Source organism: Pseudomonas poae (assembly GCA_028869255.1).
In the GTDB taxonomy this organism is placed as follows: domain Bacteria; phylum Pseudomonadota; class Gammaproteobacteria; order Pseudomonadales; family Pseudomonadaceae; genus Aquipseudomonas; species Aquipseudomonas poae_C.
Genome location: CP110972.1, coordinates 6,127,205 through 6,154,138 on the forward strand (window position 1 = coordinate 6,127,205; position 26,934 = coordinate 6,154,138).

The 26,934-nt window shown below is 60.3% G+C and carries 23 protein-coding genes and 3 pseudogenes; 15 read left to right on the forward strand and 11 right to left on the reverse strand.

What is annotated here, in order from left to right; translation table 11 throughout:
- Window positions 1-216: 216 nt before the first annotated feature.
- From LRS56_27785 to gcvH, 4 genes and pseudogenes are all read left to right on the forward strand, one after another.
- On the forward strand, window positions 217-1,221 hold the full coding sequence (locus LRS56_27785; protein WDU62487.1) for an extracellular solute-binding protein: 1,005 nt from the start codon (window positions 217-219) through the stop codon (window positions 1,219-1,221).
- A gap of 161 nt (window positions 1,222-1,382) precedes the next feature.
- Window positions 1,383-3,001 (forward strand): annotated as a pseudogene (locus LRS56_27790) (iron ABC transporter permease).
- A 156-nt stretch (window positions 3,002-3,157) separates the two neighbouring features.
- Window positions 3,158-4,241: pseudogene (gcvT, locus tag LRS56_27795) on the forward strand (glycine cleavage system aminomethyltransferase GcvT).
- A gap of 49 nt (window positions 4,242-4,290) precedes the next feature.
- Window positions 4,291-4,674, forward strand: coding sequence for a glycine cleavage system protein GcvH (gcvH, locus tag LRS56_27800; GenBank protein WDU62488.1), 384 nt, complete (start codon window positions 4,291-4,293; stop codon window positions 4,672-4,674).
- A 112-nt stretch (window positions 4,675-4,786) separates the two neighbouring features.
- On the opposite strand, the gene LRS56_27805 is transcribed toward gcvH, so the two are convergent.
- The 7 genes and pseudogenes from LRS56_27805 to LRS56_27835 form a co-directional block, all read right to left on the reverse strand.
- Entirely contained in the window at window positions 4,787-5,929 is a 1,143-nt protein-coding gene (locus tag LRS56_27805) for a DegT/DnrJ/EryC1/StrS aminotransferase family protein (protein WDU62489.1), read from the reverse strand.
- A 159-nt stretch (window positions 5,930-6,088) separates the two neighbouring features.
- Window positions 6,089-6,754, reverse strand: coding sequence for an outer membrane beta-barrel protein (locus tag LRS56_27810; GenBank protein WDU62490.1), 666 nt, complete (start codon window positions 6,752-6,754; stop codon window positions 6,089-6,091).
- A 159-nt stretch (window positions 6,755-6,913) separates the two neighbouring features.
- Window positions 6,914-7,234 carry a DUF2388 domain-containing protein gene (locus tag LRS56_27815; protein ID WDU65824.1) on the reverse strand — a complete coding sequence of 107 codons (321 nt, stop codon included), beginning with the start codon at window positions 7,232-7,234 and terminating at the stop codon, window positions 6,914-6,916.
- 66 nt (window positions 7,235-7,300) lie between these two features.
- Window positions 7,301-7,747, reverse strand: coding sequence for an NfeD family protein (locus tag LRS56_27820; protein ID WDU62491.1), 447 nt, complete (start codon window positions 7,745-7,747; stop codon window positions 7,301-7,303).
- A gap of 10 nt (window positions 7,748-7,757) precedes the next feature.
- Window positions 7,758-8,678 (reverse strand): annotated as a pseudogene (locus LRS56_27825) (SPFH/Band 7/PHB domain protein).
- A 77-nt stretch (window positions 8,679-8,755) separates the two neighbouring features.
- Complete coding sequence (locus tag LRS56_27830) at window positions 8,756-10,435, reverse strand: GspE/PulE family protein (protein WDU62492.1); 1,680 nt, start codon at window positions 10,433-10,435, stop codon at window positions 8,756-8,758.
- 83 nt (window positions 10,436-10,518) lie between these two features.
- Window positions 10,519-10,857 carry a hypothetical protein gene (locus LRS56_27835; GenBank protein WDU62493.1) on the reverse strand — a complete coding sequence of 113 codons (339 nt, stop codon included), beginning with the start codon at window positions 10,855-10,857 and terminating at the stop codon, window positions 10,519-10,521.
- A gap of 127 nt (window positions 10,858-10,984) precedes the next feature.
- On the opposite strand from LRS56_27835, the gene LRS56_27840 reads away from it, so the two are divergent.
- The gene (locus tag LRS56_27840) at window positions 10,985-11,455 is read left to right on the forward strand and encodes an Lrp/AsnC family transcriptional regulator (GenBank protein WDU62494.1); all 471 of its coding nucleotides are present in this window, start codon (window positions 10,985-10,987) and stop codon (window positions 11,453-11,455) included.
- Between the two features lie 64 nt (window positions 11,456-11,519).
- Here LRS56_27840 and LRS56_27845 read toward each other — a convergent pair whose 3' ends face one another.
- Window positions 11,520-12,887: a CYTH domain-containing protein gene (locus LRS56_27845; GenBank protein WDU62495.1), complete on the reverse strand. Its 1,368-nt coding sequence runs from the start codon at window positions 12,885-12,887 to the stop codon at window positions 11,520-11,522.
- Window positions 12,888-13,045: 158 nt separating this feature from the next.
- Between LRS56_27845 and argE the strand changes: the two genes are divergently transcribed.
- Entirely contained in the window at window positions 13,046-14,194 is a 1,149-nt protein-coding gene (gene argE / locus LRS56_27850) for an acetylornithine deacetylase (GenBank protein WDU62496.1), read from the forward strand.
- Window positions 14,195-14,327: 133 nt separating this feature from the next.
- Entirely contained in the window at window positions 14,328-15,626 is a 1,299-nt protein-coding gene (gene argA / locus LRS56_27855; GenBank protein WDU62497.1) for an amino-acid N-acetyltransferase, read from the forward strand.
- 133 nt (window positions 15,627-15,759) lie between these two features.
- On the opposite strand, the gene tauA is transcribed toward argA, so the two are convergent.
- Entirely contained in the window at window positions 15,760-16,746 is a 987-nt protein-coding gene (gene tauA / locus LRS56_27860; GenBank protein ID WDU62498.1) for a taurine ABC transporter substrate-binding protein, read from the reverse strand.
- A gap of 370 nt (window positions 16,747-17,116) precedes the next feature.
- Between tauA and LRS56_27865 the strand changes: the two genes are divergently transcribed.
- The 8 genes from LRS56_27865 to LRS56_27900 all read left to right on the forward strand — a co-directional run bounded on the left by LRS56_27865 (window position 17,117) and on the right by LRS56_27900 (window position 24,409).
- The gene (locus tag LRS56_27865; GenBank protein ID WDU62499.1) at window positions 17,117-18,487 is read left to right on the forward strand and encodes an OprD family porin; all 1,371 of its coding nucleotides are present in this window, start codon (window positions 17,117-17,119) and stop codon (window positions 18,485-18,487) included.
- Window positions 18,488-18,777: 290 nt separating this feature from the next.
- On the forward strand, window positions 18,778-19,416 hold the full coding sequence (locus tag LRS56_27870; GenBank protein WDU62500.1) for a peroxiredoxin: 639 nt from the start codon (window positions 18,778-18,780) through the stop codon (window positions 19,414-19,416).
- Window positions 19,417-19,733: 317 nt separating this feature from the next.
- Window positions 19,734-20,327 carry an NADPH-dependent FMN reductase gene (gene ssuE, locus LRS56_27875; protein WDU62501.1) on the forward strand — a complete coding sequence of 198 codons (594 nt, stop codon included), beginning with the start codon at window positions 19,734-19,736 and terminating at the stop codon, window positions 20,325-20,327.
- Window positions 20,328-20,421: 94 nt separating this feature from the next.
- Window positions 20,422-21,390, forward strand: coding sequence for a sulfonate ABC transporter substrate-binding protein (locus tag LRS56_27880; GenBank protein WDU62502.1), 969 nt, complete (start codon window positions 20,422-20,424; stop codon window positions 21,388-21,390).
- A gap of 25 nt (window positions 21,391-21,415) precedes the next feature.
- The gene (ssuD, locus tag LRS56_27885; protein ID WDU62503.1) at window positions 21,416-22,564 is read left to right on the forward strand and encodes an FMNH2-dependent alkanesulfonate monooxygenase; all 1,149 of its coding nucleotides are present in this window, start codon (window positions 21,416-21,418) and stop codon (window positions 22,562-22,564) included.
- A 9-nt stretch (window positions 22,565-22,573) separates the two neighbouring features.
- On the forward strand, window positions 22,574-23,362 hold the full coding sequence (gene ssuC / locus LRS56_27890; protein WDU62504.1) for an aliphatic sulfonate ABC transporter permease SsuC: 789 nt from the start codon (window positions 22,574-22,576) through the stop codon (window positions 23,360-23,362).
- Window positions 23,359-24,165, forward strand: coding sequence for an aliphatic sulfonates ABC transporter ATP-binding protein (gene ssuB / locus LRS56_27895; GenBank protein WDU62505.1), 807 nt, complete (start codon window positions 23,359-23,361; stop codon window positions 24,163-24,165). The genes ssuC and ssuB overlap by 4 nt, the downstream gene beginning before the upstream one ends.
- A 28-nt stretch (window positions 24,166-24,193) precedes the next feature.
- Complete coding sequence (locus LRS56_27900; GenBank protein ID WDU62506.1) at window positions 24,194-24,409, forward strand: TOBE domain-containing protein; 216 nt, start codon at window positions 24,194-24,196, stop codon at window positions 24,407-24,409.
- Between the two features lie 105 nt (window positions 24,410-24,514).
- Here LRS56_27900 and LRS56_27905 read toward each other — a convergent pair whose 3' ends face one another.
- Together LRS56_27905 and LRS56_27910 are read right to left on the reverse strand one after the other, a co-directional pair.
- Window positions 24,515-25,144: a TetR/AcrR family transcriptional regulator gene (locus LRS56_27905; GenBank protein WDU62507.1), complete on the reverse strand. Its 630-nt coding sequence runs from the start codon at window positions 25,142-25,144 to the stop codon at window positions 24,515-24,517.
- A 285-nt stretch (window positions 25,145-25,429) separates the two neighbouring features.
- Window positions 25,430-26,806 (reverse strand): glutamine synthetase family protein, encoded by a 1,377-nt coding sequence (locus LRS56_27910; protein WDU62508.1) that lies wholly within the window; start codon window positions 26,804-26,806, stop codon window positions 25,430-25,432.
- Window positions 26,807-26,934 lie beyond the last annotated feature (128 nt).

Sequence of the window (26,934 nt, forward strand, 5' to 3'; positions counted from 1 at the left end):
CCAATAAAGTCACTGAGTTTTTTCCGGAAAAACCGCAGCGCCTGGTTTTGGGGCTGCTTCGCAGCCCAACGCGGGCGAGCCCGCTCGCCACAGGGGAATGTGTCAGCCCATCCAGCGCAAATCCCAACTATGCAACATCTGGTAACGCCTCCACCGAGCGCGACCAAATGTGAGTCCTTATCATTTGCCCTCTTTTGCAAATGAGAGACCGCACCCATGTTGGCACCCAAGCGCCTCCTGACTGCCCTGGCACTCACCCTGATCGGCAGCACCACCGTGCAGGCAGCCGACGAGGTGGTGGTCTACTCCTCACGCATCGACGAACTGATCAAGCCGGTGTTCGACGCCTACACCAAAAAGACCGGCGTGCAGGTGAAGTTCATCACCGACAAGGAAGCCCCGCTGATGCAGCGCATCAAGGCCGAGGGCGAAAACGCCACCGCCGACCTGCTGCTGACCGTCGATGCCGGCAACCTGTGGCAGGCCGAGCAGATGGGTATCCTGCAGCCGTTTACCTCGGCAGTGATCGACAAGAACATTCCCCTGCAATACCGCTCATCGGCCCATGCCTGGACCGGCTTGAGCCTTCGCGCGCGAACCATCGCCTATTCCACCGACCGGGTAAAACCGGGAGACCTGACCACTTACGAGGCCCTGGCCGATAAACAGTGGGAGGGCCGCCTGTGCCTGCGCACGGCGAAAAAGGTCTACAACCAGTCGCTGACCGCCACGTTGATCGAAACCCATGGCGCGGCCAGGACCGAAGAAATCGTCAAGGGTTGGGTGAACAACCTGTCCACCGACGTGTTCTCCGATGACATTGCGGTACTGGAGGCGATCAACGCCGGGCAATGCGACGTGGGCATCGTCAACACCTACTACTATGGCCGCCTGCACAAGCAGAACCCGGCGTTGGCAGTGAAGCTGTTCTGGCCGAACCAGGGCGACCGTGGCGTGCACGTGAACCTGTCGGGCATCGGCCTGACCAAACACGCGCCGCACCCGGAAGCGGCCAAGGCGCTGGTGGAATGGATGACCACGCCTGAGGCGCAGAAGATCTTTGCCGACGTGAACCAGGAATTCCCGGCCAACCCGGCGGTACCGCCGTCGGCCGAAGTGGCGACCTGGGGCAAGTTCGTGGCCGATACCTTGCCGGTGGAAGTCGCGGGCAAGCGCCAGGCTGAGGCGATTCGGTTGATGGACCGGGCGGGCTGGAACTAAGTACATTCATCAAAGCACCGCAAGACAGTGTGGGAGCTGGCTTGCCTGCGATAGCATCACCACGGTGTGATTGAAACACCGAGGTGCCTGCATCGCGGGCAAGCCCGGCTCCCACACTGTTTTGTGGTGGGCTCAACATATTATCCCCAGAGATCCGATCCTTGGCCCACCCCGCCCAACGCCGCTGGTACCTGCCGGTCTTCACCGTCGCCGCCCTGGTGCTGCTGCCGCTGAGCGTGCTGTTGCTGTCCTGGCAAAGCATCGACCCGCAAATCTGGTCGCACCTGTGGGAAACCCAGATGCCGCGCCTGTTGGGCAACACCCTGACCCTGGTGCTGGGCGTCGGCGTCGGCGTAACCCTGCTGGGTGTAAGCCTGGCTTGGCTGACCAGCCTCTGCGAATTCCCCGGCCGGCGCTGGCTGGATTGGGCGTTGATGCTGCCCTTCGCCATTCCGGCCTACGTGCTGGCTTTTGTGTTTGTCGGCCTGCTGGACTTTGCGGGCCCGGTGCAAAGCCTGCTGCGTGAGTGGTTCGGCAGCGGTTTGCGCCTGCCACGGGTGCGTTCCACCAGCGGCGTGATCATCGTGTTGGTGCTGGTGTTCTATCCCTATGTGTACCTGCTGGCGCGCACCGCGTTCCTGGCCCAGGGCAAAGGCCTGATGGAGGCTGCGCGTGTGCTCGGGCAATCGCCCTGGCAAGCCTTCTGGCGCGTGGCCCTGCCCATGGCACGGCCGGCGATTGGTGCCGGCGTGGCCTTGGCGTTGATGGAGACCCTGGCAGATTTCGGCGCGGTCTCGGTCTTCAACTTCGATACCTTCACCACCGCCATCTACAAGACCTGAGTACGGCTTTTTCAGCCTCTCCAGCGCAGCCCAACTGGCCAGCCTGTTGCTGCTGGTGGTGATGCTGGTGCTGTATGGCGAACGGCGTGCCCGGGGCGCCAGCCGCCCAAGCAACGAACGGCCACGCGGCAAGGCCCTGTACCACCTGCGCGGTTTCAAGGCGGCGGCGGCCAGTACCTCGGTGTGGGTTGGTGTTCGCCTGTGCCTTTGTGATTCCGATGCTGCAATTGGTCGTCTGGTTCTGGCAGCGCGGCAGGTTCGACCTGGATGAGCGTTACTCCGGCCTGATCGTCCACACCCTCTACCTGGGTGGTATCGCGGCGCTGATTACCGTCAGCGTGGCGATGCTATTGGCCTTCGCCAACCGCCTGGCGCCGACCCGCGCCATTCGTTCCGGCATCAGCCTGGCCAACGTCGGCTATGCCCTGCCGGGCTCGGTACTGGCGGTGTCGATCATGCTCGCGTTCAGTTACCTGGACCGCGAACTGGTGGTGCCGCTGTCGGGGTGGCTCGGCGGCGCGGGAAAACCCCTGCTGCTGGGCAGCCTGTCGGCGTTGGTGCTGGCCTATCTGGTGCGTTTCCTGGCGGTGGCCTATGGGCCGCTGGAAAACAGCCTGGCGCGAATTCGTCCCTCTTTGCCCGAAGCGGCGCGCAGTCTTGGGGTGAGCGGCCCACGACTGTTTTGCAAAGTGTATCTGCCGTTATTGCTGCCGGGCACCCTGAGCGCCGCGCTGCTGGTGTTCGTCGACGTACTCAAGGAAATGCCCGCGACCCTGCTGATGCGCCCGTTTGGCTGGGACACCCTGGCGGTGCGGATTTTCGAAATGACCAGCGAGGGTGAGTGGGCGCGGGCTTCATTGCCGGCCCTGACGCTGGTGTTAGTGGGCCTGCTGCCAGTGATCGGGCTGATCCGACGCTCTGCCCGTCAAATCGGTTAGGTGCCAGTCCTACGGCTTGAGGCTACAATGCGCGGCATTCGGTGCGGTCCGTCTTTCGGATCGGGTTACTGTGCGTGGCTGCAAGCCTTGTAACTCAAGGTGTTCAGCGCAAACGGCAACGCTGCGCACCTTCGCCAAGCCCGGAAGGAGAAACCCATGGGACAGCGTACGCCTCTGTATGACCTGCATCTCGCCCTCGGCGCGAAAATGGTCGATTTTGGCGGTTGGGATATGCCTCTGCACTACGGCTCGCAAGTTGAAGAGCACCATCAGGTGCGACGCGACTGCGGGGTGTTCGATGTATCTCATATGACCGTGATTGACGTCACCGGCCCCCAGGCCAAGGAATGGCTCCAGCACCTGCTGGCCAATGACGTCGATCGTTTGCATGGCTGCGGCCGTGCGCTCTACAGCGCGATGCTCAACGAGCAGGGCGGCGTGGTGGACGACATGATCGTCTATCGCACCGAAGCCGGTTACCGGCTGGTGGTCAACGCCGCCACCCGCGACCATGGACATGGCCTGGATGCAGGCGCAGTTGGGCGACTTCCAGGTGCAACTGCATGAACGTCCCGAGTTGGCCATGCTGGCGATTCAAGGCCCGCATGCCCGGCAAAAGATAGCCGAGCTGGTGACACAGTCGCGTGCCACCCTGATCCACCGGCTCAAGCCCTTCGAGGGCCAGGCCGACGGTGACTGGTTTATCGCCCGCACCGGCTATACCGGTGAAGACGGCCTGGAAATCGTGCTGCCTGCCGACCAGGCGCCCGGTTTCTTCAACGACCTGGTGGGCGCGGGTATTTCGCCCATCGGCCTCGGCGCCCGCGATACCCTGCGCCTGGAAGCCGGTATGAACCTGTACGGCCAGGACATCCATCAGGATGTTTCACCCTTGGCCGCCAACATGGCGTGGAGCATTGCCTGGGAGCCTGCCGAGCGCGATTTCATCGGGCGGGCGGCACTCGAGGCAGAGCTGGCGGCGGGTGTGCAGTCCAAGCTGGTGGGGCTGGTGCTGGAAGAGCGCGGGGTTTTACGTGCTCATCAGGTGGTTCGTATCGCCAATGTTGGCGAAGGAGAGATCACCAGTGGTAGTTTCTCTCCTACGCTGAGCAAATCCATTGCCCTGGCGCGTGTACCGACGGCGACTGCCGATCGGGCCGAAGTGGAAATCCGCGGCAAGTGGTACCCGGTTCGAGTGGTCAAACCGACCTTTGTGCGCCATGGCAAAACCTTGATCTAACTATTTCCGGCAGGCCAGAGGCCGCTGACAATTCTTGAGGACACAGACTATGAGCAATATCCCTGCCGACCTGCGTTTTGCCGAAAGTCACGAGTGGGCTCGTCTGGAAGCTGACGGCACCGTGACCGTCGGTATTTCCGACCATGCTCAGGAAGCTTTGGGTGATGTGGTGTTTGTTGAATTGGCCGAAGTCGGCGCCAAGTTTGACGCTGAAGGGCAGGCTGGGGTGGTTGAATCGGTGAAAGCCGCTTCGGACATCTACTCCCCGGTTGCCGGCGAAGTTATTGCCGTCAACGAGGAGCTGAGTGCCAGCCCTGAACTGCTGAACTCCGACCCGTACGGTGCGTGGATCTTCAAGCTCAAGCCAGGCAACCCGGCTGACCTGGACAAACTGCTGGATGCTGCGGGCTACAAAGCCGCCATCGGCGAGTAAACGCAGAACCCATGTAGGAGGGGCTTGCCCCCGATGACGGAGTGTCAGTCTACTAATCAGTGACTGATCCACCGCCATCGGGGGCAAGCCCCTCCCACATTGAATTGAGTGTTTAGCCCGCGTTCAATACTGCCTTCACCGCCGCCACTGACCGCTCCACATCCGCCTCCGTCATCGCCGTAAACATCGGCAACGACACGATCAAACGCCCCACACGCTCTGCCACCGGGAACATGCCTTCCTTGAACCCCTGTGCCCGATACAGGCTCAGCAGGTGGATCGGCGGGTAGTGATAGCCAATGCCGACGCCGTGGGCCTGCATCTGCTCCATGAACGTAGCACGCGCCGGCAGGCCGTCCTGGCGCTCTGGCAGCACCAGTTGGAACAGGTGCCAGTTACTGTTTTCGAAATCTGCCGGCGGCAGTTGTGCGCCGTATTTTTCCTCAAAGTCACTGCCAAAGCACTTGAAGTAGTGGCGCGCCAGGTGCTGGCGATGTGCGGTGATCTTCTCGATATGCGCGAACTGCCCCAGGCCGATGGCGGCGGCGATATCGGTCATGTTGAACTTGCCGCCCAGCATGTCCACATCCAGGCCGTCGAAGCCGGTGCGGGTCACGCCCTGCAGGCGGTATTTTTCCGCCAGGCGTGCTTCTTCGGCACTGTTCAACACCAGGCAACCGCCTTCGGAAGAGGTGATGTTCTTGTTGGCCTGGAAGCTGAAGGAGACGAAGTCACCGGTCGCGCCGATGCGCTCGCCATCCCAGCTGGAACCCAGTGCCTGAGCGGCGTCTTCGACAATGCGCAAGTTGTACTTGTTGGCCAGTGCGTACAGCATTGGCATGTCCAGGGGCAGGCCGGCCAGGTACACCGGAATGATCGCCTTGGTGCGCGGGGTGATTGCAGCCTCCACTTGGGCCAGGTCGATATTGCGCGTGACCGGGTCGATATCGGCGAACACCGGCGTGGCGCCCACTTCCAGGATCACGTTGGCCGTGGCGACCCAGGAGATCGGCGTGGTGATCACTTCATCGCCCGGCCCGATACCTGCGATGCGCAGGGCAATCTCCATGGTGCAGGTGCCCGAGTTGAACGTGCGCACCGGCCGGCCGCCAAAGTACTCCGATAACTGTGCCTCGAATGCCTGCACTTTCGGCCCGCTGGTGATCCAGCCCGAGCGCAGTACATCGCCGACTGCGGAGATGGTGGCTTCATCGATGGTAGGTTTGGAAAACGGCAGAAAGGGCTGTTGGCTCATAACGACGAAGGCATCCGTTTCAGATTGGCGATGAATAAGCGAGGTGTCACTGCAAGCATGCTTGCACGGCTCGACTGAATATAGCCTGTCATGCGTGAATGAAATGTCATGTTACGGGCAAAAAAATGCCGCTTTATCAGCGGCATTTTCTATTGGGTGTCAGAAGGACACGCGCGCCTCAAGAAACACATTCTGCTCCTTGAGCTTGCCTTTGAGCTGTTCATCGCGGGCGTTGATCCGGTTGACGAAGGTGTTGTAGCCGGTCTCGACGTCGCCCATGTCTACATAACGCCAACCGGCGCCCACCGTGACCTTTTCGCTGACCTTGGCATCCAGGCCCAGGCCCACGCTGTAGGTGAAATTGTTCTGGCGGTTGTTGGCGAAGCGGCGGGTGTTGTTGCTCTGATAGCCCTCGGCATCGATTTGCGCCACGCCCACCCCGGCCATGCCGTAGAACGACAGCCAATCATTGATCGGGATGTTTTTGTAACCGTTGAGCATCAACCGTTGGCTTTCGGTTTCAAGGCGGTTGACGTTGGCATTGAACGGCGACCAATAGGAGTCGAATGTCGAGCTGTTGCGTGTGGTGTATTCAGCTTCCAGGCGCCAGCCATCGGTAAAGGCATAACCTGCGGCAAACGAGCCGGTGAATGATTTGTTGGCGTCCGGCGCTTCTATTCGGTTGGTGACGCGTGGGCTGGTCAGCAGTGCGCTGGAGAGATTCTGGCGGGCGCTGTTGAGCTTGGCCGAGCCGTACCAGCCTTCTGCTTGAGCATAAGGTGTGGCGATAGCGGCAAGTAGCAGGAGGGCAGAGTGTTTACGCATTGTTATCGATTCACTGGGTAAAAAAGGAATCGATAGCTTGTTGTCGGCTAGTGAAGTGATCGAGAGGACTTTTCCTGTTTGAACGTCAACTCTCGCGCCGGCACTGTAGGAAAAATCACAAAAAAGCCGCTCCCAAGGAGCGGCTTTTGTCAGGCAGTTTTACTCGGAAGCGATGGCATTTTTCGCCAGAATGGCGTTAGCAAGTTCCATGTCCGTGGCTTGCAGGCCAGGGTTGTCGGCACGCACTTTCTGCATCGCGGCTTCCAGGTATGGTCCGCGGATGCCGCCGTCGCTGGCTACAAAGCTGCCTGCGTCGTCTTGTGCGGCGACCACCAGCTTGTGGTCCTTGAAGGTCAGGTAAGTCGAGCCGGTAGTGGCGCCCGACGAGATGACATTGCGCCAGAAGCTGTCGGCCATCGCTGAACCGACAGGGAGGGAAAGCACAGCTAGGGTTGCGACAGCATATTTGAGACGCATGATGGGTGACTCCGGGTGGGTTATCTGTACTTTATGATTGTAGATAGCCCAACCGAGTTCCATCACTGACTAAACAGTTTCAACCTTTAACACCACTCCCTCCTGGCCAACCACCCGTACTTGAGCGCCTACAGGGCTATTCGGGCCGGTGACCATCCAGACGCCATCGCCCACTTTCACCTTGCCTCGGCCGTCCACGATTGCTTGATGCACCACAAACGTGCGGCCGATCAACTCCGAACCGCGTTCGTTCAGCCCCGGCTGGTCACTGGCTTTGGCGCTGCTGCGTTGGCGTTTCCACCAATACACCGCGGTCAGTATCGACAACACCGCAAACAGCAGCAGTTGCCATTCCAACCCCAGGGGTGGAACCAAAAACTTGATCACGCCCACGGCGGCCGCTGCGATACCCATCCACAGCAGGTAACCCCCGGCGCCGAACACCTCAAGTATCAACAGCACCGTGCCCAGCGCCAACCAATCCCAGAATGACAAATGCTGCAGGAAATCCCACATGGCGATGGCCTCAGCCTTTCTTGCTGTCGAACGTTGCCCGGACGATCTCGCCGATACCGCCGACCGCACCGATCACCTGGCTGGCTTCCAACGGCATCAGGATGACCTTGCTGTTGTTGGCCGAAGCCAGCTTGCCCAGGGCATCGATGTATTTTTGTGCGACGAAATAGTTGACCGCCTGCACGTTGCCCGACGCGATTGCTTCCGACACCACCTGTGTGGCACGGGCTTCCGCTTCGGCCTGACGCTCGCGGGCCTCGGACTCCAGGAAGGCGGCCTGACGGCTACCTTCCGCTTCAAGGATCTGTGCCTGCTTCTTGCCTTCAGCCGTGAGGATCGCAGACGCCCGCAGGCCTTCGGCCTCGAGGATTTGCGCACGCTTGATCCGCTCGGCTTTCATCTGGCCGGACATGGCGGCCATCAGGTCGGCGGGCGGGCTGATGTCCTTGATCTCGATACGGGTGATCTTGATCCCTCAGGGCGCCGTGGCTTCGTCCACGGTTCTCAGGAGTTTTTCGTTGATGCCGTCACGCTGGCTGAGCATGGCATCCAGCTCCATGGAGCCGAGTACCGTACGGATATTGGTTTGCAGCAGGTTGCGGATGGCGTGTTCGAGGTTGTTGACCTCGTAGGCGGCCTGGGCGGTATTGACCACCTGGAAGAAGCACACGGCGTCGATCTGCACGGTGGCGTTGTCGGCGGTGATGACTTCCTGCGGCGGGATATCCAGCACGCTTTCCATCACGTTGATCTTGCGGCCGATGCGGTCCATGACCGGGATAATGATGTTCAGGCCAGGCTTGAGGGTGTTGGTGTAGCGGCCGAAACGCTCGACGGTCCACTGGTAGCCTTGAGGCACGACCTTGAAGCCCATGAACAGGATGGCGATGGCCAAGCCCACGAAAAGAAGCAGTACGGTTCCGATCTGCATAGCGATTCCTTATCTTATGGTGTCAGTGAAAAGACATTGGCCCGATTGTAACGGTGTTGTCACCGATAAGAACGGATTCAGCGCCCAACCACCAAAGGATTTGTTACCGAATCCCCAGGCGTCACCCGTAATACTTCCGCCATCGTGGTCAGCCCGGCTTTTACCTTGTGCAGGCCGGCCATGCGCAGGCTGCACATGCCCTGGCCAATGGCGCCCTGGCGCAGAGCCTGCACCTCGGCCCCAGGGGTGATCAGCGCCTTGAGCTCCTCGTTCAATAGCATGATCTCGTAGACCCCGGCGCGCCCCCGATAACCGCTGTTTCGACATTCCATGCACCCAACGGCCTCATGGCCGTCACCGCCTGCGCGCTTGCAGTGAGGGCATAACAGCCGCACCAGGCGCTGCGCCATTACGCCCAGCAACGTGGCCTTGATCAAATAATGCGCAATACCCAGTTCCTGCAGGCGGCTGATGGCGCCGGGGGCATCGCTGGTATGCAGGGTCGACAGCACCAAGTGCCCGGTGAGTGCGGCCTGAATCGCCATTTCGGCGGTTTCCTGGTCGCGGATCTCGCCGATCATGATGATGTCCGGGTCTTGGCGCAGCAGGGCGCGCACGCCGGCCGCAAAGGTCAGGTCGATATTGTGTTGCACTTGCATCTGGTTGAACGCCGGCTCGACCATCTCGATCGGGTCTTCCACCGTGCACAGGTTGACCTCGCGGGTCGCCAGTTGCTTGAGCGTGGTGTAGAGGGTGCTGGTCTTGCCCGAGCCGGTGGGCCCGGTGACCAGGATGATGCCGTGGGTCTGGCGCGTCATGGATTGCCAACGCGCTTGGTCGTCAACCGACAAACCCAACTGATCAAAGCCCTTGAGCAGCACCTGGGGGTCGAAAATCCGCATCACCAGTTTTTCGCCGAAGGCGGTGGGCAAGGTTGAAAGACGCAGTTCCACTTCGGCACCCCCAGCGCTTTTGGTTTTGACCCGGCCGTCCTGGGGTTTGCGTTTTTCCGCCACGTTCATGCGGCCCAGGCTTTTCAGGCGGCTGACCACGGCCATCGTGACCTGGGGTGGAAACTGATAAACATCGTGCAGCAGCCCATCAATGCGAAAGCGTACGCGGCCCTGTTCGCGGCACGGCTCGATATGGATATCACTGGCCCGTTGGCCGAAGGCGTACTGCAGCAGCCAGTCGACGATGTTGACGATATGCGCGTCGTTGGCATCCGGTTCCTGATCGCCGGCGCCGAGGTTGAGCAGTTCGACACTGCCGGGCGCCGCCACCTTTTGATCAGCACCGCTGACGGACTTGGCCACCCGGTAGAACTCGCCGATACAGCGCTGGATATCCTGTGGGTTGGCAACCACGCGTTTGATCGAACGCTTGAGCACCTGCGCCAGCCCGGCCTCCCAGCCGGTGACATGGGGCTGGGCGCTGGCGACGGTAGCGGTCTGCGCGTCCACGGCGACCGCCAGGATGGCGTGGCGTTGGGCAAACGCGTAGGACATCAGCGGCACCAGCGCCGCCGCGTCGATCTTCAGCGGGTCGATACGCAGGTAAGGTTGCCCGGCATGCCGGGCCAGCCATTGGGTCAGGGTTTCCAGGCAAGGGCCTTCGGCAGCGATGCGTTCCAGTGGATGGCGGCCGGGGTCGGTCGGCAGGGCAGACACGCGCTGTGCGACATCCGGTGTGATCAGCCCGTCGTCGACCAAAGCCGGTAACAGTTGATGCAGTTCCAATCGTTGATCAACGGGCATGAACCTTTCCTGGGTGGCCTCGGGTGTAAACCCCAGGCTAGCCAGGTCCTGAATATCGTCCTTTGCGCGTGTATTGCAGGCTTTTACCGCGCCGCCGCCGTCAGCGCCTGAAGCCCCATGGAATCAGCGGGTCGCAGCTCCAGCGTGCACACACTGATCAGGTTTCGAATCTTTTCACCGATCACTTGGGCGCGGTGCCAGCTCAGGCCATCCATCAGGATATCGAGGTACAGCAGGTCTTCCTGGCGGTTCACCGAGACCTGCCGGGGTGTCAGGAACTGCAGGGCAAAAAAATTGAGTACCCGGCAGAGCACGTCGGGTTCGGCTTCGGCGACGATCTGATAATGCGCCTGGCAATGGGCGCTGTTGACGGCCCATGCATCGACGCGGGTGGCAGGGTGAGTGGTTTCGACGGCGTGCATGCTGACTCTCCAGATTCGACTGTAGAAATTTTTACATGCGTCTCGGGAGATTTCTTATCTAAAATGGACCAGTTTTGCGATTATTCGAATCATACAATTCAAGATGGTCACCCTTTAAGGTAATTCTATGCACAGCGAGTTGGACGCCTACGACCGCCGCATCCTGGCCCTGTTGCAAGAGGACGCCTCGCTCTCCAGCGCGCAGATCGCCGAACAGGTCGGCCTGTCCCAGTCGCCGTGCTGGCGGCGCATCCAGCGGCTCAAGGAAGAGGGCGTGATTCGCGGCCAGGTTACGTTGCTCGACCGCAAAAAAATCGGCCTCAACACGCAGATTTTTGCCGAGGTCAAACTCAACGCCCACGGCCGATCCAACTTCACGGAGTTCACCGAAGCGATTCGCGGGTTTCCGGAGGTGCTGGAGTGTTATGTGCTGATGGGGGCGGTGGATTTTCTGCTGCGCATCGTCACCTCGGATATTGAGGCGTATGAGCGGTTTTTCTTCGAGAAGCTGTCGATGGTGCCGGGGATTCAGGAGGTGAACTCGATCGTGGCGTTATCCGAGATCAAGTCGACCACCAGCCTGCCAATATTGCGCTGACTGGCCCGCCCCCACATTGGAATGCATTCCCCTGTGGGAGCCGGGCTTGCCCGCGATGGCCATATCACAGACGCAGAAGGGTCTTCCACGCACGGTTCTGATACACCGCAATCGCCTGGTGCATACGCGCATCCAGCGACTCATCGGTGATCGGCTGGTTGGCCAGTTGCACCAGCTTGTTCAGCTCGCCGTACAGGCGGTCCAGTTCCGGAATGTCCACCACCTGGCGCGCATGGTGCAGCCAGGCCTGGATGCGTTCGATGCGCGGCAGCTGCTCGGCCAGGTCTTCCGGTTGTTGCTGGTAGCGCGGCAGTTGCAGGGCGACGGCATCGTCGGCCAGCAGGCGCGGCAGCCAGTTGGTGATCTGTGCTGCGCCCTGGCGGTTGCCCCGCACGTTGCGGTCGGCGGTCCAGGTGCGGGCCAGCAGCCAGCGCGAAGTGTTCAGTGAGAACAGGCCCCAGCGCACGTCGTCCAATTCTTCGGCGAACTGCTCCGGCGCGGCTTTGCGGATGTCCTCGTCGTCGTCACCGGCTTGCACCAGTGGGCGCCAGTCTTCCAGCAGGGCATCCAGTGCGCTGCGCAGTTCGCTGGTGGATTGACGCGGCGCCGCCTGGCCGAGGCTGCCGATCAGGGCACGCAGTTCGCCGAGGTTGTCGACCCAGTCTTGCAACAGGCGCCAGTGGCCATTGAAACGGTATTGTTCGGCCAGGCGCTGGCTGCTGCCCAGCAGGTGCCACATGATCGCGGCGAAGGCGTCGTCCAGCGGCATTTCGGCGTGGATCTGCGGCGCCGGCAGGCTCAGGGAGTAGCTGCTGGCGTCGTACAGACGGTAGCCGCGCTCGGCCTTGCTGATATCGCATGGCATCAGCGCCAGGGTCGCGGCCAGTTCGGCGGCCAGTTCCAGCAGGGCAGCCGGTTCACCTTCGCGCAGTTCCAGTTCCAGCTCGCAGATTTCTTCTTTCTGCTTGCCGACCACTACGTGGCCGAGGTCCAGGGCGGCTTCGATCACGACCTTGGCCTTGCCACGGCCCCAGGCGATTTCGGCGCGCTCGCGCACAAAGTCGGTGGTGAAGATCGGCTTGAGGGTCTTTTTGTCCAGCTCAGCCAGTTGCTCGGGCCAGCATTCGCCGTCGAGTTTCTTCACGTCGAGCTTGGCTTTGGGCAAGTCCCAGTTGTATTCGTTACGTTCCGACAAGCCGGCGACGCTCTGTCCACGGGTCTTGAGGGTCTGGATGATGTCGTCACCGTCCTTGCGCAAACGCAGGGCGACTTTGGCCTGGGCCAGGTCGCGTTCAGGGGTGTCGAAATACTGGTTCATCAACTCACGGCGTTCCCAGCCACTTTTGTTGCGTTTTTTCAGTAACGGGTGCTCACGCAGCGCGGCGAGGGTTTCGCGGCTGACGCGGAGCTTGATTTCGGTTTCTTTCTGCATGGCCGGAAAATCCAGGATCGGGAGCGCAGCCGGGGAAAAGAGTGGCTGCCAAGGTCGTGCAGTGTACAGGACTGAGCCCGGCAACGCGCCGCAACGGTTTATTGTGTCGTGCAGATGGCTCTATAGTGGGGCTCATCCGTGAAGTTGAGAGACCGCGCATGCCGTTACCGTCCATGAAAGAGCAGTTCGCCGCGCTGATTGCCGCGCCTTCGGTCAGTTGCACCCAAGCGTCTCTCGACCAGACCAACCGCCCGGTGATCGACCTGCTCGCCGGTTGGCTGGGCGACCTGGGGTTCGCCATCGATATCCAGCAAGTCAGCCCAGGCAAGTTCAACCTGCTGGCCAGCTTCGGCAGTGGCCCCGGTGGCCTGGTGCTGGCCGGGCATAGCGATACCGTCCCGTATGACGCCGCGTTGTGGAAGACCGACCCGCTCAAGCTGACGGAAGTCGACGGCCGTTGGGTAGGATTGGGCAGTTGCGACATGAAGGGCTTTTTCGCCTTGGCGATTGAAGCGGTATTGCCGCTGCTGAACCAGCCGTTCAAGCAGCCCTTGCTGATCCTCGCCACCTGCGATGAAGAAAGCTCGATGTCCGGCGCCCGTGCGCTGGCCGAGGCGGGCCGGCCGCTGGGCCGTGCGGCGGTGATCGGCGAGCCGACCGGCCTCAAGCCGATCCGCCTGCATAAAGGCGTGATGATGGAGCGTATCGACATCCTCGGCCAAAGCGGCCATTCGTCGGACCCAAGCCTGGGCCATAGCGCCCTCGAAGCCATGCATGACGCCATCGGCGAACTGCGCGGCCTGCGCCTGGCCTGGCAACGCGAATACCGCAACCCGCAATTCAGTGTGCCGCAACCGACCCTGAACTTCGGCTGCATCCATGGCGGCGATAACCCCAACCGAATCTGCGGCCAATGTTCCCTGGAGTTCGACCTGCGCCCGCTGCCGGGCATGGACCCGCAGGTGCTGCGCGCCGCCATCCGGCAGAAGCTCGAACCCTTGGCCGAGCGTCATAAAGTGAAGATCGACTATGCGCCGCTGTTCCCCGAAGTGCCGCCGTTCGAGCAAGCCGAAGATGCCGAGTTGGTGCGGGTAGCGGAACGATTGACCGGTCATCGTGCCGAAGCAGTAGCGTTCGGCACCGAAGCGCCTTATCTTCAGCGCCTCGGTTGTGAAACCCTGGTGCTGGGCCCCGGCGATATCGCCTGCGCTCACCAGCCGGGCGAGTACCTCGAAATGTCACGCTTGACGCCTACAGTGCGTCTATTGCGGGAACTGATCGAACATTACTGCCTGAAACCTGCATAAATTAACCCCTGCCCATTCGTACATAAGGAGAGCGAGCGTGTCGCCAAGCCTGTTCCGACGATAACCATCAGCCCGCTGTGCGTTTTCACGACTCATCCTTTTTCGGCTGCTTTTTATTACAGGCCCAGGTTCCATGCCCGAATACGTCAATTGGCTTCGTCATGCTTCGCCCTACATCAACGCCCACCGCGACTGCACCTTTGTGGTCATGCTGCCCGGCGATGGTGTGGAACACCCGAACTTCGGCAACATCGTCCACGACCTGGTGCTGCTCCACAGCCTGGGCGTGCGGCTGGTGCTGGTGCACGGTTCGCGCCCACAGATCGAGGCGCGCCTTGAAGCGCGCGGTCTGACCCCGGCTTACCACGAAGGCTTGCGCATCACCGATGCTGCAACGCTGGAATGTGTGATCGACGCGGTCGGCCACTTGCGCATTGCTATCGAGGCGCGCCTGTCCATGGACATGGCCTCGTCGCCGATGCAGGGCTCGCGCCTGCGGGTGGCCAGCGGCAACCTGGTTACGGCGCGGCCGATCGGCGTGCTCGAAGGCGTGGATTACCACCACACCGGCGAAGTGCGTCGGGTCGACCGCAAGGGCATCAATCGCCTGCTGGACGAGCGCTCCATTGTGTTGCTGTCGCCCCTGGGCTATTCGCCTACCGGTGAGATCTTCAACCTGGCCTGCGAGGACGTCGCCACCCGCGCCGCCATCGACCTGGGCGCTGACAAGCTGCTGCTGTTCGGCGCCGACCTGGGCCTGATTGATGAAAACGGCCGCCTGGTGCGTGAACTGCGCCCGCAGCAAGTGCCGGCGCATCTGCAGCGGTTGGGCAACAACTATCAAGCCGAGCTTTTGGATGCCGCCGCCGAGGCCTGCCGTGGCGGGGTAGGGCGCAGCCATATTGTCAGCTACGCCGAAGATGGCGCTTTGCTCACCGAGCTGTTCACCCGGGACGGCGGCGGTACGCTGGTGGCCCAGGAACAATTCGAGCTGGTGCGTGAAGCGGCGATTGAAGACGTCGGCGGTTTGCTCGACCTGATCAGCCCACTGGAAGAGCAGGGCATCCTGGTACGCCGCTCGCGGGAGGTGCTGGAGCGTGAGATCGAGCAGTTCAGCGTGGTGGAGCGCGAAGGCATGATCATCGCCTGTGCGGCGTTGTATCAGATCGCCGATTCGGACGCTGGCGAGCTGGCGTGCCTGGCGGTGAACCCGGAATACCGCCATGGCGGGCGCGGTGATGAGCTGCTGGAGCGCATCGAGACCCGTGCGCGGGCCCAGGGTTTGAAGACGCTGTTCGTGCTTACCACGCGGACCGCCCACTGGTTCCGTGAGCGCGGGTTTGTGCCGAGCAGCGTGGATCGCCTGCCATCGGCGCGGGCGTCGCTGTACAACTATCAGCGTAATTCGAAGATTTTCGAGAAGGCTCTCTAAACGCTGTTTCGCAAGTGAAGCTGCTCCAAATGTGGGAGCGGGCTTGCTCGCGAAAGCGGAGTATCAGTCAATACATGTGTGGCTGATACACCGTCTTCGCGAGCAAGCCCGCTCCCACATTATTGGAATGTGTTTATTCTTTGATAAATTTGTCGGTCACAAACGCCGAATAGTCCGGCAGCACCGTCTCGACCTTACCCTGTTCCTTCAAGAATTTCGCCGTTTCCGCAATCGCCTTCGCCGTGCCGCCTTTCAGCAGTGCGTCGGTTTGCTGTGCCTGGGCATCCGGAAATGTGGTGCCGGCCAGCAGCTCAGGAATGTCTGAGGCATTCGAACCTGTCAGTTTGGCGATTTTCTGCACTGGCTCCGAATCCATCGTCCAGCTGTCTTTATGGGCGGCATAGTCGGCGAACGAGTCCAGGGTGACCTTGGCAAACTTGGCCACTACGTCAGGATGTTTTTCCGCAAAATCCTTGCGTGCCACCCACACTTCAAACGTCGGTGCGCCCCACTGACCCACTTGGGCCGCGTCTGTCAGGGTCTTGCCGGTTTTTCGGATCTCGCCCAATGCCGGTGACCACACAAAGGCGCCGTCGATATCCCCGCGTTTCCATGCGGCGGCAATTTCGGCGGGTTGCAGGTTCACCACTTTGACTTTCTTAGTGTCCAGACCCCAATGCTTCAGCGCGCCGAGCAGGCTGTAATGAGAGGTTGAGACAAAGGGCGTGGCGATGGTTTTACCCACCAGGTCTTGCGGTTTGTCGATACCGCTGCCATTGCGCACCACCAACGCTTCAGAAGTGTTGATCTGCGCCGATACGATAAACGCGACGATAGGCAGATTGCGCGAAGCGGCTGCGGCGAGAGGGCTGGAACCGAGGTTGCCGATTTGCACATCACCCGAGGCGATTGCGGTTACAACTTCCGGCCCACTGTTGAATCGGCGCCAGGCAATTTTCTCACCAATGGCTTTTTCATACAGGCCATCGGCCTGGGGGACCTTGCTGGGATCGATGCCGGTTTGGTAGCCGATGGTTAAATCGGCGGCTTTGACACCAAAAGAAAGTATTAGTGACACAAAAACTGTAACAAATTGACGGGAGGATGTGCCTTTAGCCATGATGGCGTCGCCTTTTTGATCGTGGGTGACGTATGCAGCGGTACGGCCACACTAATCGATATAAAAAAGCGCTAACAAATACCCTTTAGGAATTAGCTTATGGAGCGTCTTGTCTATGCTGACGGGCTCGCCTCATGAAAAGGCTTATTCCTGAATCGTATGAAAAAGAATGAAACAATTCTTTTTGGGTGTATGAAAAACTCATTACCCTGCAGGGACCAAATCAACGGTGGTTAGACGAAGGTAGTAGACACACAAGGTTACGATTGACTTGTCAGTCACTATCCGGTGCTAATCGCGCATCTGTGGATCGAGGGCGTCAGACCCGAGACCAAAGAAATACAAAAATTAGAAACGAGAGGAGCGGTACATGAAGAAGTCCACCTTGGCATTGGCTGTAGCGTTGGGCGCAATCGCCCAGCAAGCAGGCGCTGCCGGTTTCATCGAAGACAGCAAGGCCACACTGGGTCTGCGTAACTTTTACATCAACACCGATAACCGTGACGGCCACCCTAGTGCCACTTCCAACACCCGTAGCAAAAACGCTGAATGGGGCCAAGGCTTCGACCTGCGTTTCATCTCGGGCTACACCCAAGGTACCGTTCAGTTCGGTGTTGATGCGATCGGTCTGTACGGCGTGCGTTTGGATTCAAGCCGTGCTGATCACGGTAACTACACCGGCACTGCTTCCGGCGGCACCGTGTTCCCAAGCGACGGCAACAAGGCTGTCAACGATTACGCCAGCCTTGGTGTAACAGGTAAGGTCAAAGTCTCGCAAACCGAACTGAAGCTGGGCACTCTGCAGCCTAAGCTGCCAGTTATTGTGACGAACGATGGTCGTTTACTGCCTCAAACGTTCCAAGGTGGCCAGATCACCACCAACGACATCAAGGATTTGACTCTGGTTGCCGGCCAGGTGGAAAAGGCCAAGGGCCGTAACTCCAGCAACAACGAAAACCTGTCGATCGGCGGTGCCAACGGTAGCTCGAACTACAACGCTGGCAAGTTCACCAACAAGTTCTACTACGCCGGTGGTGACTACAAGCTGACCAAGGACCTGACTGCCCAGTACTACTACGGCAATCTGGAAGACTTCTACAAACAGCACTTCCTGGGTCTGACCCACAACTGGGCAATCGGCCCGGGCGTCTTGAAGTCTGACCTGCGTTATTTCAACAGCTCGGATGATGGTAAGAACGGCGATACCGCTGCCTACTTCTCCAGTGGTAACTACAACAACTTCAACGCCGGTAAAGGCAAGGTCGACAACAACCTGTACAGCGGCTTGTTCCTGTACACCGTTGCCGGTCACACCTTCGGTGGCGGTTATCAGGTCAGCAATGGCAGCAGCGACTTCCCTTGGTTGAACCAGGGTGACGGCTCGTCGGCTTACATCACTACCGACATGCAGATCCAGAAGTTTGCCCGCGCCGGCGAGCGTACCTGGCAGGCACGTTACGCTTACGATTTCGCCAAAGTTGGCGTACCAGGCCTGACGGCCGGTGTTGTATACCTCAAGGGTAGCGACATCGACACCATCGCCAACAACGCTGGTCGTGCTGAAACCACCGGCCAGTCCGAGTGGGAACGCGACATCACCGTTGCCTACGTGATCCCAGAAGGCCCGCTGAAAAACCTCGGTGTTGCCTGGAAAAACGCGATGTGGCGTACCGACCTGGCGAACACCCGTTCCCAGGACGAAAACCGTCTGATCGTCAGCTACTCGCTGCCACTGTTCTAGTAGCGTGAAGCTGTTGTAAGACTGTAAACCTTGCCCGGCGCAATGCCGGGCAAGGTGTTTTACTTTCAAGTCGGGCTAAACCCCCGCAAGCCCTTCCTGAACCCCTCTTTGTACAGCGTCTCAAGGCCTTCTCGAACCTTGGAAACGATGGTGCTCCTCGCCGGTTCCCGCGTCCAATGAACAGATTTTTAATATTCCTTTATCGTCTAGATAAATCGATATTTATTCTTTTTAAATAATCGGTAATCCATGCACAGTGGGCTCCATAAGCACTCACCAGGAGCCACACCATGAGCCTAAGACTGGGCGACATCGCCCCCGACTTTGAACAGGATTCCAGCGCCGGCAAGATTCGCTTCCACGAATGGCTGGGCGACAGCTGGGGTGTGTTGTTTTCCCACCCGGCAGACTTCACCCCGGTGTGCACCACCGAGCTGGGCTTTACCGCCAAGCTCAAGGACGAATTCGCCCAACGCGGCGTCAAGGCCATCGCCCTGTCGGTGGACCCGGTGGACTCGCACCACAAGTGGATCGAAGACATCAATGAAACCCAGAACACCCTCGTCAACTTCCCGATCCTGGCCGATGCCGACCGCAAGGTCTCCGACCTGTATGACCTGATCCACCCGAACGCCAGTGACACCCTCACCGTGCGTTCCTTGTTCGTGATCGACCCGAACAAAAAGATTCGCCTGACCATCACCTACCCGGCCAGCACCGGCCGCAACTTCCATGAAATCCTGCGGGTTATCGACTCGCTGCAGCTGACCGACAACCACAAGGTCGCCACCCCCGCCAACTGGCAGGACGGTGATGAGGTAGTGATTGTGCCGTCGCTCAAGGATGAGGAAGAGATCAAGAAGCGCTTTCCGAAGGGTTACCGTGCGGTGAAGCCGTACCTGCGGCTTACCCCCCAGCCCAACCGCTGAGGCGCATACCGCCATCGCGGGCAAGCCCGGCTCCCACAGTTGACCGCATTCCCCTGTGGGAGCCGGGCTTGCCCGCGATAGCGGCGGTACAGGCCCCAAAGAATTTGAGTTGGCACCGAATCACAATGCAAGGGTTTTCAGGCCGTTTCGACGGCCTTTTTTTTCGCCTGGCGATTCTTGATTCGCATATTCTTTCATGGAATAAACAAATGAAAAAATAAGATTTAAAGATATATAAATATGCTGATAGGGTCTGTTCCATCTTGGCGCCATCGCCACACAGCGAACCGCCGACACTTGCTCAAGGAATTTCCTACATGCTGGTCGTAACACTTGGAGGCAGTCCCAGCCAGCGTTCCCGCTCCGGGGTGTTGCTGGATAAAACCCGTCAGTGGTTGCAAGACAAAGGCGTAGAAGTGGTGAGTTACCAGATACGGGACTTCCCGGCTGAAGACCTGCTGCACGCCCGCTTCGACAGCCCCAAGGTCATTGACCTGCTGCAGCAAGTGGCTAACGCGGATGGCCTGGTAATCGCTACGCCGGTGTACAAGGCGTCGTTCTCCGGCGCGCTGAAAACCGTGCTGGACCTGCTGCCCGAGCGCGCCCTGGCCCACAAGATCGTGTTGCCGATGGCCACCGGTGGCAGCATCGCCCACATGCTGGCGGTGGACTACGCGTTGAAACCGGTGCTGTCGGCGCTGAAAGCCCAGGAATTGCTGCACGGCATCTTTGCCGAGGACAGCCAGATCGCTTACGGCGAAGGCAGCGCACAGGCGCAACTGGTGCCGGTGCTTGAGCATCGCTTGCATGAGGCCCTGGAAACCCTTTACGGCGCCATGGCGCGTCGCCCGAAACCGCTGGACCCCCATGTGTTGAATGAACGTTTGTTGAGTGCTCGCTGGAGCATTTAAGCCTTACCGGATTTTGTAGTACTCACCTTACTCAGCCGCCAACGGCCAAGCAGGTGCAGCCAACCCCCTAATCGCACTATTTGGAGAGAGCGCCATGCGCACTGTCATCTTGCGTCGTGGTCTGGTCGCACTGTTTGCTGCGGCTGTGTCCTTCGGCGCCATGGTTCAAGCCCAGGCTGCCGAAACCCTGCGTATCGGTTATCAGAAGTACGGCACCCTGGTGCTGCTCAAGGCCAAGGGCACCCTGGAAAAACGCCTGGCCGCCCAGGGCGTACAGGTGCAATGGACCGAGTTTCCCGGCGGCCCGCAACTGCTTGAGGGCCTGAACGTCGGCTCCATCGACTTCGGCGTCACCGGCGAGACCCCGCCGGTGTTCGCCCAGGCGGCCGGTGCCGATCTGCTCTACGTGGCCTACGAGCCACCGGCGCCGACCAGCGAAGCGATCCTGGTGCCGAAAGACTCGCCGATCAAATCCGTGGCTGAGCTCAAAGGCAAGAAAGTCGTGCTCAACAAAGGCTCCAACGTGCACTACCTGCTGGTGCGTGCGCTGGAAGATGCCGGCCTGAAATACACCGACGTGCAGACCGTATTCCTGCCGCCCGCCGATGCCCGCGCCGCGTTCGAGCGTGGCAGCGTGGATGCGTGGGTGATCTGGGACCCGTACCAGGCCGCCGCCGAGAAACAACTGCAAGCGCGCACCCTGCGTGACGGTACCGGCATCGCCGATAACCACCAGTTCTACCTGGCCACCAAGCCGTACGCCGAAAAGCATCCGGAAGTGGTCAAGGCGTTGATCGAAGAAGTGCGCGCCGTGGGCGAATGGTCCAAGGCCAATCCGCAGGAAGTCACCGAACAAGTGGCACCGCTGCTCGGCCTGCCGGCTGATATCACCCTGACCTCGGTGAAACGCCAAGGCTACGGCGCGCTGTTCCTGACCCCGGAAGTGGTCGCCGCGCAGCAAAAAATCGCTGACAGCTTCTACCAACTCAAATTGATCCCCAAACCCTTGAACATCAAGGACGTGATCTGGACGCCGCCCGCCGCCGTAGCCAAAGCGCCGTAATCCGACTTCTTCAGGAGACAACTCCATGAGCCTCAATATTTTCTGGTTCCTGCCTACCCACGGCGACGGCCATTACCTTGGCACCGCCGAAGGCGCTCGCGCCGTTGATCACGGTTATCTGCAACAAGTGGCCCAGGCTGCAGACCGCCTGGGTTTCGGCGGGGTGCTGATCCCTACCGGGCGCTCTTGCGAAGACTCGTGGCTGGTGGCTGCCTCGTTGATCCCGGTGACCCAGCGTTTGAAATTCCTTGTTGCACTGCGCCCCGGGATCATTTCCCCGACGGTGGCTGCGCGTCAGGCTGCGACCCTGGACCGTTTGTCCGGTGGGCGTGCGCTGTTCAATCTGGTGACTGGGGGTGACCCGGAAGAACTGGCCGGCGACGGTTTGTTCCTCAGCCATGAAGAGCGCTACCAGGCGTCGGTGGAATTCACCCGCATCTGGCGCCGTGTGCTGGAAGGCGAAACCGTGGATTACGACGGCGAACACATCAGCGTCAAAGGCGCCAAGCTGCTTTACCCGCCGATCCAGCAACCGCGTCCGCCGCTGTACTTCGGTGGTTCCTCCGAAGCGGCCCAGGACCTGGCAGCCGAACAGGTGGAAATGGTCCTGACCTGGGGCGAGCCACCGGCCGCGGTCGCGGAAAAAATCGCGCAGGTGCGGGCCAAGGCCGCCAAACTCGGGCGAACCGTGCGTTTCGGCATTCGCCTGCATGTGATCGTGCGTGAAACCAACGATGAAGCGTGGAAAGCCGCCGACAAACTGATCTCCCATCTGGACGACGACACCATCGCCCGTGCCCAGGCCTCCCTGGCGCGCTTCGATTCCGTCGGCCAGCAGCGCATGGCCGCCTTGCACGGCGGTAACCGCGACAACCTCGAAGTCAGCCCCAACCTGTGGGCTGGCGTCGGCTTGGTGCGCGGTGGCGCAGGCACCGCGCTGGTGGGCGATGGCCCGACGGTTGCGGCGCGGGTCAAGGAATACGCGGACCTGGGCATCGACACCTTTATTTTCTCCGGTTATCCGCATTTGGAAGAGTCGTATCGCGTCGCGGAACTGCTGTTCCCGCACCTGGATATCGAACGTTTCGAGCTGCCGAAAAGCGCCGGGTACGTCAGCCCGTTTGGTGAAATGGTCGCCAACGACATCCTTCCCAAAGCTGCGTCACAAAGTTGAGGTGACGCCATGAACTTCGAAAAATTAAGCCACCGTGTGGCGCCCTGGGTCCTGCCGGTTTTATTGCTGGCGGTGTGGCAGTTGTCGGTGTCGGCGGGCTGGTTGTCGACGCGCATCCTGCCAGCACCGAGTGCGGTGATTGAGGCCGGGATCAACCTGGTGGCCAGCGGCGAAATCTGGACGCACCTGGCCATCAGCGGCTGGCGTGCCGGCCTGGGCTTCGTGATCGGCGGCAGCATCGGCCTGGCGTTGGGTTTTATCACCGGCCTGTCGAAATGGGGCGAGCGCCTGCTGGACAGCTCGGTGCAGATGATCCGCAACGTGCCGCACCTGGCGCTGATTCCGCTGGTGATCCTGTGGTTCGGGATTGACGAGACCGCGAAGATTTTCCTGGTCGCCCTTGGCACGCTGTTCCCGATCTACCTGAACACCTACCACGGCATCCGCAACGTCGACCCGGCGCTGGTTGAGATGTCGCGCAGCTACGGTTTGTCCGGGTTCAGCCTGTTCCGTCAGGTGATCCTGCCGGGCGCGCTGCCTTCGATCCTGGTGGGCGTGCGTTTTGCCCTGGGCTTTATGTGGCTGACGCTGATCGTGGCGGAAACCATCTCGGCCAGCTCCGGTATCGGTTACCTGGCGATGAACGCCCGTGAATTCCTGCAAACCGACGTAGTGGTGCTGGCCATCGTCATGTACGCCATCCTCGGCAAGCTGGCCGACCTGGCCGCTCGTGGCCTGGAGCGTGTATGGCTGCGCTGGCACCCGGCTTACCAAGTGAATAAAGGAGGTGCGGCATGACCGCTCAACAACCTCCGCGCCTGCTCAAAGGGATCCCGCTGGCGGTGCGCAAGCTGCGCAAAGCCTTTGGTGCGCGGGAAGTGCTCAAGGAAATCGATCTGCATATTCCGGCAGGTCAGTTTGTGGCTGTGGTCGGTCGCAGCGGTTGCGGCAAAAGTACCTTGCTGCGCCTGCTGGCCGGGCTGGACAAAGCCAGCGGCGGCGAGTTGCTGGCCGGTTCCGCGCCCCTGAGCGAAGCGATTGAAGACACGCGGTTGATGTTCCAGGAAGCACGTCTGCTGCCGTGGAAAAAGATCATCGACAACGTGGGCCTGGGCCTCAAAGGCAACTGGCGCCCCAAAGCGCTGGAAGCCCTGGAGGCGGTCGGCCTGGCCGAGCGCGCCAATGAGTGGCCGGCGGCCCTGTCCGGTGGCCAGAAGCAACGCGTGGCCCTGGCCCGTGCGCTGATCCACCAACCGCGCCTGTTGCTGCTGGATGAGCCGTTGGGCGCACTGGATGCCCTGACCCGCATCGAGATGCAGCAACTGATCGAGAACCTCTGGCAGAAGCACGGTTTTACCGTGCTGCTGGTCACCCACGACGTCAGCGAAGCCGTGGCGATTGCCGACCGTGTGATCCTGATCGAAGACGGCGAAATCGGCCTCGACCTGATCGTCGACCTGCCGCGCCCGCGTGCCCGGGGCTCACATCGCCTGGCTGCGCTGGAAGCCGAAGTGCTTAACCGTGTGTTGTCGTTGCCCGGCACGCCGCCGGAACCCGAACCTGTTTCACCGCTGCCTACGCAATTGCGTTGGGCGCAATAACTCACTTGTCCCATGAAGGAAGAACAACATGACTATTAAAGCCATCAACGTGCGTAACCAATTCAAAGGTACCATCAAGGAAATCGTCGAAGGCGATGTGCTGTCGGAAATCGACGTGCAGACCGCGTCCGGCATCGTGACGTCCGTGATCACCACCCGCTCGGTCAAAGAGCTGGAACTGGTGATTGGCAGCGAAGTGATTGCCTTCGTCAAGTCCACCGAGGTGTCGATCGCCAAGTTGTGATTGGTGGCCTTCAAACCGCTATCGCAGGCAAGCCAGCTCCCACATTTGAATGTGTTCACAGGTCAACATGTGGGAGCGGGCTTGCCCGCGAAGAGGCCGGCCCACTTAACGCTTGGGCAAGTACGGCGGCAAATACAGCCCCACATACGCATCAAACACCCGCATTCCTTCCTCCGCCATGCGCGGCGTAATCTGCCCATGCTGATGCACCGAACGCGCATACACGCGGTCGCTCAGTTCCAGGGCCAGTGCAAACACGTCCACATCGCTGGGTAGCGTCGGCACTTCGAAATGGCGGTTGAACACTTCCAGCATCAAATCCCCCAACTCCAGATCATGCTGGCGGTCGGCCTGAGTCACCTCGGTGAGCCCATGCTGGGCCAGAATCAACTGGCGTGCGGCGGCGTCCTGGTCATAGATGGTGAGCATGCGTTGCTCGACGATGCAGGACAGGTCCCGCCAGTGCTTGAGTGAGGTGTGTTCGATAGGCGCCTGGATGGCTGCGCGGAATGCCGCGTGGACGTCAGCGGTCAGCGCCTCCAGCAGCGCCGGCACACTGGCGAAAAAGTGATACACCGACGACGGCGGAATCTGCGCCCGCTCGGCCACGCTGTAGATCGACAAACCGGCTACGCCTTCGGCGGCCAGCAAGGTGCGGGCGGCGTCGAGGATCGCGTCGATCCGGGCCTGGCTGCGGGCGCGGGGTTTGCGAGGGGCGGCGGGGCGGGTGGTCATGGAAGTCTCCTACAAGGCAGAGCGCATTGTACGCAGAGCCTGAGGATGGTCCATAGGGTGTCGCTAGCGGGGCTTTTGTGGCGGGCGGGCTTGTTGTGGCGAGCGGGCTTGCCCGCGTTGGGGCGCGAAGCGGCCCTATTAAGGCCGCCGCGTTTTTCCAGATACAACTAGGGGGCAGGGTTTGGGGCTGCTTCGCAGCCCAACGCGGGCAAGCCCGCTCGCCACAACAAGCGCGCTCTGCACAACAAGCCCGTTCGGCATAACGAGCCTGAGCCCTGCAACCGCTTACACGGTATGCAGATACCAGTTGTACTCAAGGTCGGAGATGGAGTGTTCGAACTCTTCCAGCTCACTTTCCTTACAGGCAACGAAGATATCGATGTATTTAGGATCGATGTACTTGGCCATCACCTCGCTGTCGTCCAACTCACGCAATGCATCACGCAGGTTGTTTGGCAGGCTCTGTTCGTTCTGCTCGTAGCTGTTGCCTTCCACCGGAGCACCAGGCTCGATCTTGTTGGTCAGACCGTGGTGCACACCCGCCAGGACCGAAGCCATCAGCAGGTAAGGGTTGGCGTCGGCGCCGGCCACGCGGTGTTCGATACGTACGGCATCGGACGAGCCGGTGGGTACGCGAATCGCTACGGTGCGGTTATCCAGGCCCCAGCACGGCGAGTTCGGCACGTAGAACTGTGCGCCGAAACGGCGGTAGGAGTTGACGTTAGGGCACAGGAACGCCATTTGGGCGGGTAGGGTCTCGAGCACACCGCCGATCGCGTGACGCAATGCGGCGTTCTGCTCGGGATCCTCGCTGGCAAAGATGTTCTTGCCGTCTTTGTCCAGGATCGAGATGTGTACATGCAAACCGTTGCCTGCCTGGCCTGGGTAAGGCTTGGCCATGAAGGTGGTGTCCATCTCATGGTCGTAGGCGATGTTCTTGATCAGGCGCTTGAGCAGTACGGCGTAGTCGCAGGCCTTGATCGGGTCGGCCACGTGGTGCAGGTTCACTTCGAACTGCGCCGGGGCACTTTCCTTGACGATGGCGTCGGCCGGGATGCCTTGCTCTTTGGCGCCTTCCAGGATGTCCTGGAGGCAGTCGACGTATTCGTCGAGGTCGTCGATCAGGTAGACCTGTGTCGAGTGCGGGCGTTTGCCGGAAATCGGCGAGCGGGGCGGTTGTGGGCGGCCGTTCACGTTCTCCTGGTCGATCAGGTAGAACTCAAGTTCGAAGGCGGCGCAGATGGTCAGACCGAGGTCGTCAAATTTGCTTACAACTTGGCGGAGCACTTCGCGAGGATCGGCGAAGAAAGGTTCACCTTCAAGTTCGTGCATGGTCATCAGCAGTTGCGCGGTAGGGCGCTTTTGCCAGGGTTCATTGCACAGGGTGTCGGGGATCGGATAACAGATTCGGTCAGCATCACCGATGTCCAGACCCAGGCCGGTGCTTTCCACCGTTGAGCCGTTGATATCCAGGGCAAATAAAGAGGCAGGCAGGTTAATGCCCTTCTCGTAAACCTTGTGGAGGCTGGTGCGTTCGATGCGCTTGCCGCGCACCACACCATTCATATCCGCAATTAGAAGGTCTACGTACAGAACCTCAGGATGATCCTTAAGGAACGCGTTCGCTTCGTTAAGCTGAACGGCACGCGGGGGTACCGACATGATGCAACACCTTTGTTGTTAAAAATATCAATCATTGATCTTTTCTGGTTTCAGTCAACCCGAACGGCATGCCGAAGTCAAGCGAGGCATTTTTTGCCCTAAAAAAGCGCTGCAAAGGCTTTTTTGGG

Coding starts and splice junctions, on each gene's coding strand:
- LRS56_27785 (WDU62487.1), top strand. CDS start 217: ATGTTGGCACCCAAGCGCCTCCTGACTGCCCTGGCACTCACCCTGATC.
- gcvH (WDU62488.1), top strand. CDS start 4,291: ATGAGCAATATCCCTGCCGACCTGCGTTTTGCCGAAAGTCACGAGTGG.
- LRS56_27900 (WDU62506.1), top strand. CDS start 24,194: ATGACTATTAAAGCCATCAACGTGCGTAACCAATTCAAAGGTACCATC.
- LRS56_27810 (WDU62490.1), bottom strand. CDS start 6,754: ATGCGTAAACACTCTGCCCTCCTGCTACTTGCCGCTATCGCCACACCT.
- argA (WDU62497.1), top strand. CDS start 14,328: ATGCCCGAATACGTCAATTGGCTTCGTCATGCTTCGCCCTACATCAAC.
- LRS56_27840 (WDU62494.1), top strand. CDS start 10,985: ATGCACAGCGAGTTGGACGCCTACGACCGCCGCATCCTGGCCCTGTTG.
- LRS56_27845 (WDU62495.1), bottom strand. CDS start 12,887: ATGCAGAAAGAAACCGAAATCAAGCTCCGCGTCAGCCGCGAAACCCTC.
- ssuD (WDU62503.1), top strand. CDS start 21,416: ATGAGCCTCAATATTTTCTGGTTCCTGCCTACCCACGGCGACGGCCAT.
- LRS56_27835 (WDU62493.1), bottom strand. CDS start 10,857: ATGCACGCCGTCGAAACCACTCACCCTGCCACCCGCGTCGATGCATGG.
- LRS56_27910 (WDU62508.1), bottom strand. CDS start 26,806: ATGTCGGTACCCCCGCGTGCCGTTCAGCTTAACGAAGCGAACGCGTTC.
- argE (WDU62496.1), top strand. CDS start 13,046: ATGCCGTTACCGTCCATGAAAGAGCAGTTCGCCGCGCTGATTGCCGCG.
- tauA (WDU62498.1), bottom strand. CDS start 16,746: ATGGCTAAAGGCACATCCTCCCGTCAATTTGTTACAGTTTTTGTGTCA.
- LRS56_27830 (WDU62492.1), bottom strand. CDS start 10,435: ATGCCCGTTGATCAACGATTGGAACTGCATCAACTGTTACCGGCTTTG.
- ssuE (WDU62501.1), top strand. CDS start 19,734: ATGCTGGTCGTAACACTTGGAGGCAGTCCCAGCCAGCGTTCCCGCTCC.
- LRS56_27880 (WDU62502.1), top strand. CDS start 20,422: ATGCGCACTGTCATCTTGCGTCGTGGTCTGGTCGCACTGTTTGCTGCG.
- LRS56_27870 (WDU62500.1), top strand. CDS start 18,778: ATGAGCCTAAGACTGGGCGACATCGCCCCCGACTTTGAACAGGATTCC.
- LRS56_27905 (WDU62507.1), bottom strand. CDS start 25,144: ATGACCACCCGCCCCGCCGCCCCTCGCAAACCCCGCGCCCGCAGCCAG.
- ssuB (WDU62505.1), top strand. CDS start 23,359: ATGACCGCTCAACAACCTCCGCGCCTGCTCAAAGGGATCCCGCTGGCG.
- ssuC (WDU62504.1), top strand. CDS start 22,574: ATGAACTTCGAAAAATTAAGCCACCGTGTGGCGCCCTGGGTCCTGCCG.
- LRS56_27865 (WDU62499.1), top strand. CDS start 17,117: ATGAAGAAGTCCACCTTGGCATTGGCTGTAGCGTTGGGCGCAATCGCC.
- LRS56_27805 (WDU62489.1), bottom strand. CDS start 5,929: ATGAGCCAACAGCCCTTTCTGCCGTTTTCCAAACCTACCATCGATGAA.
- LRS56_27820 (WDU62491.1), bottom strand. CDS start 7,747: ATGTGGGATTTCCTGCAGCATTTGTCATTCTGGGATTGGTTGGCGCTG.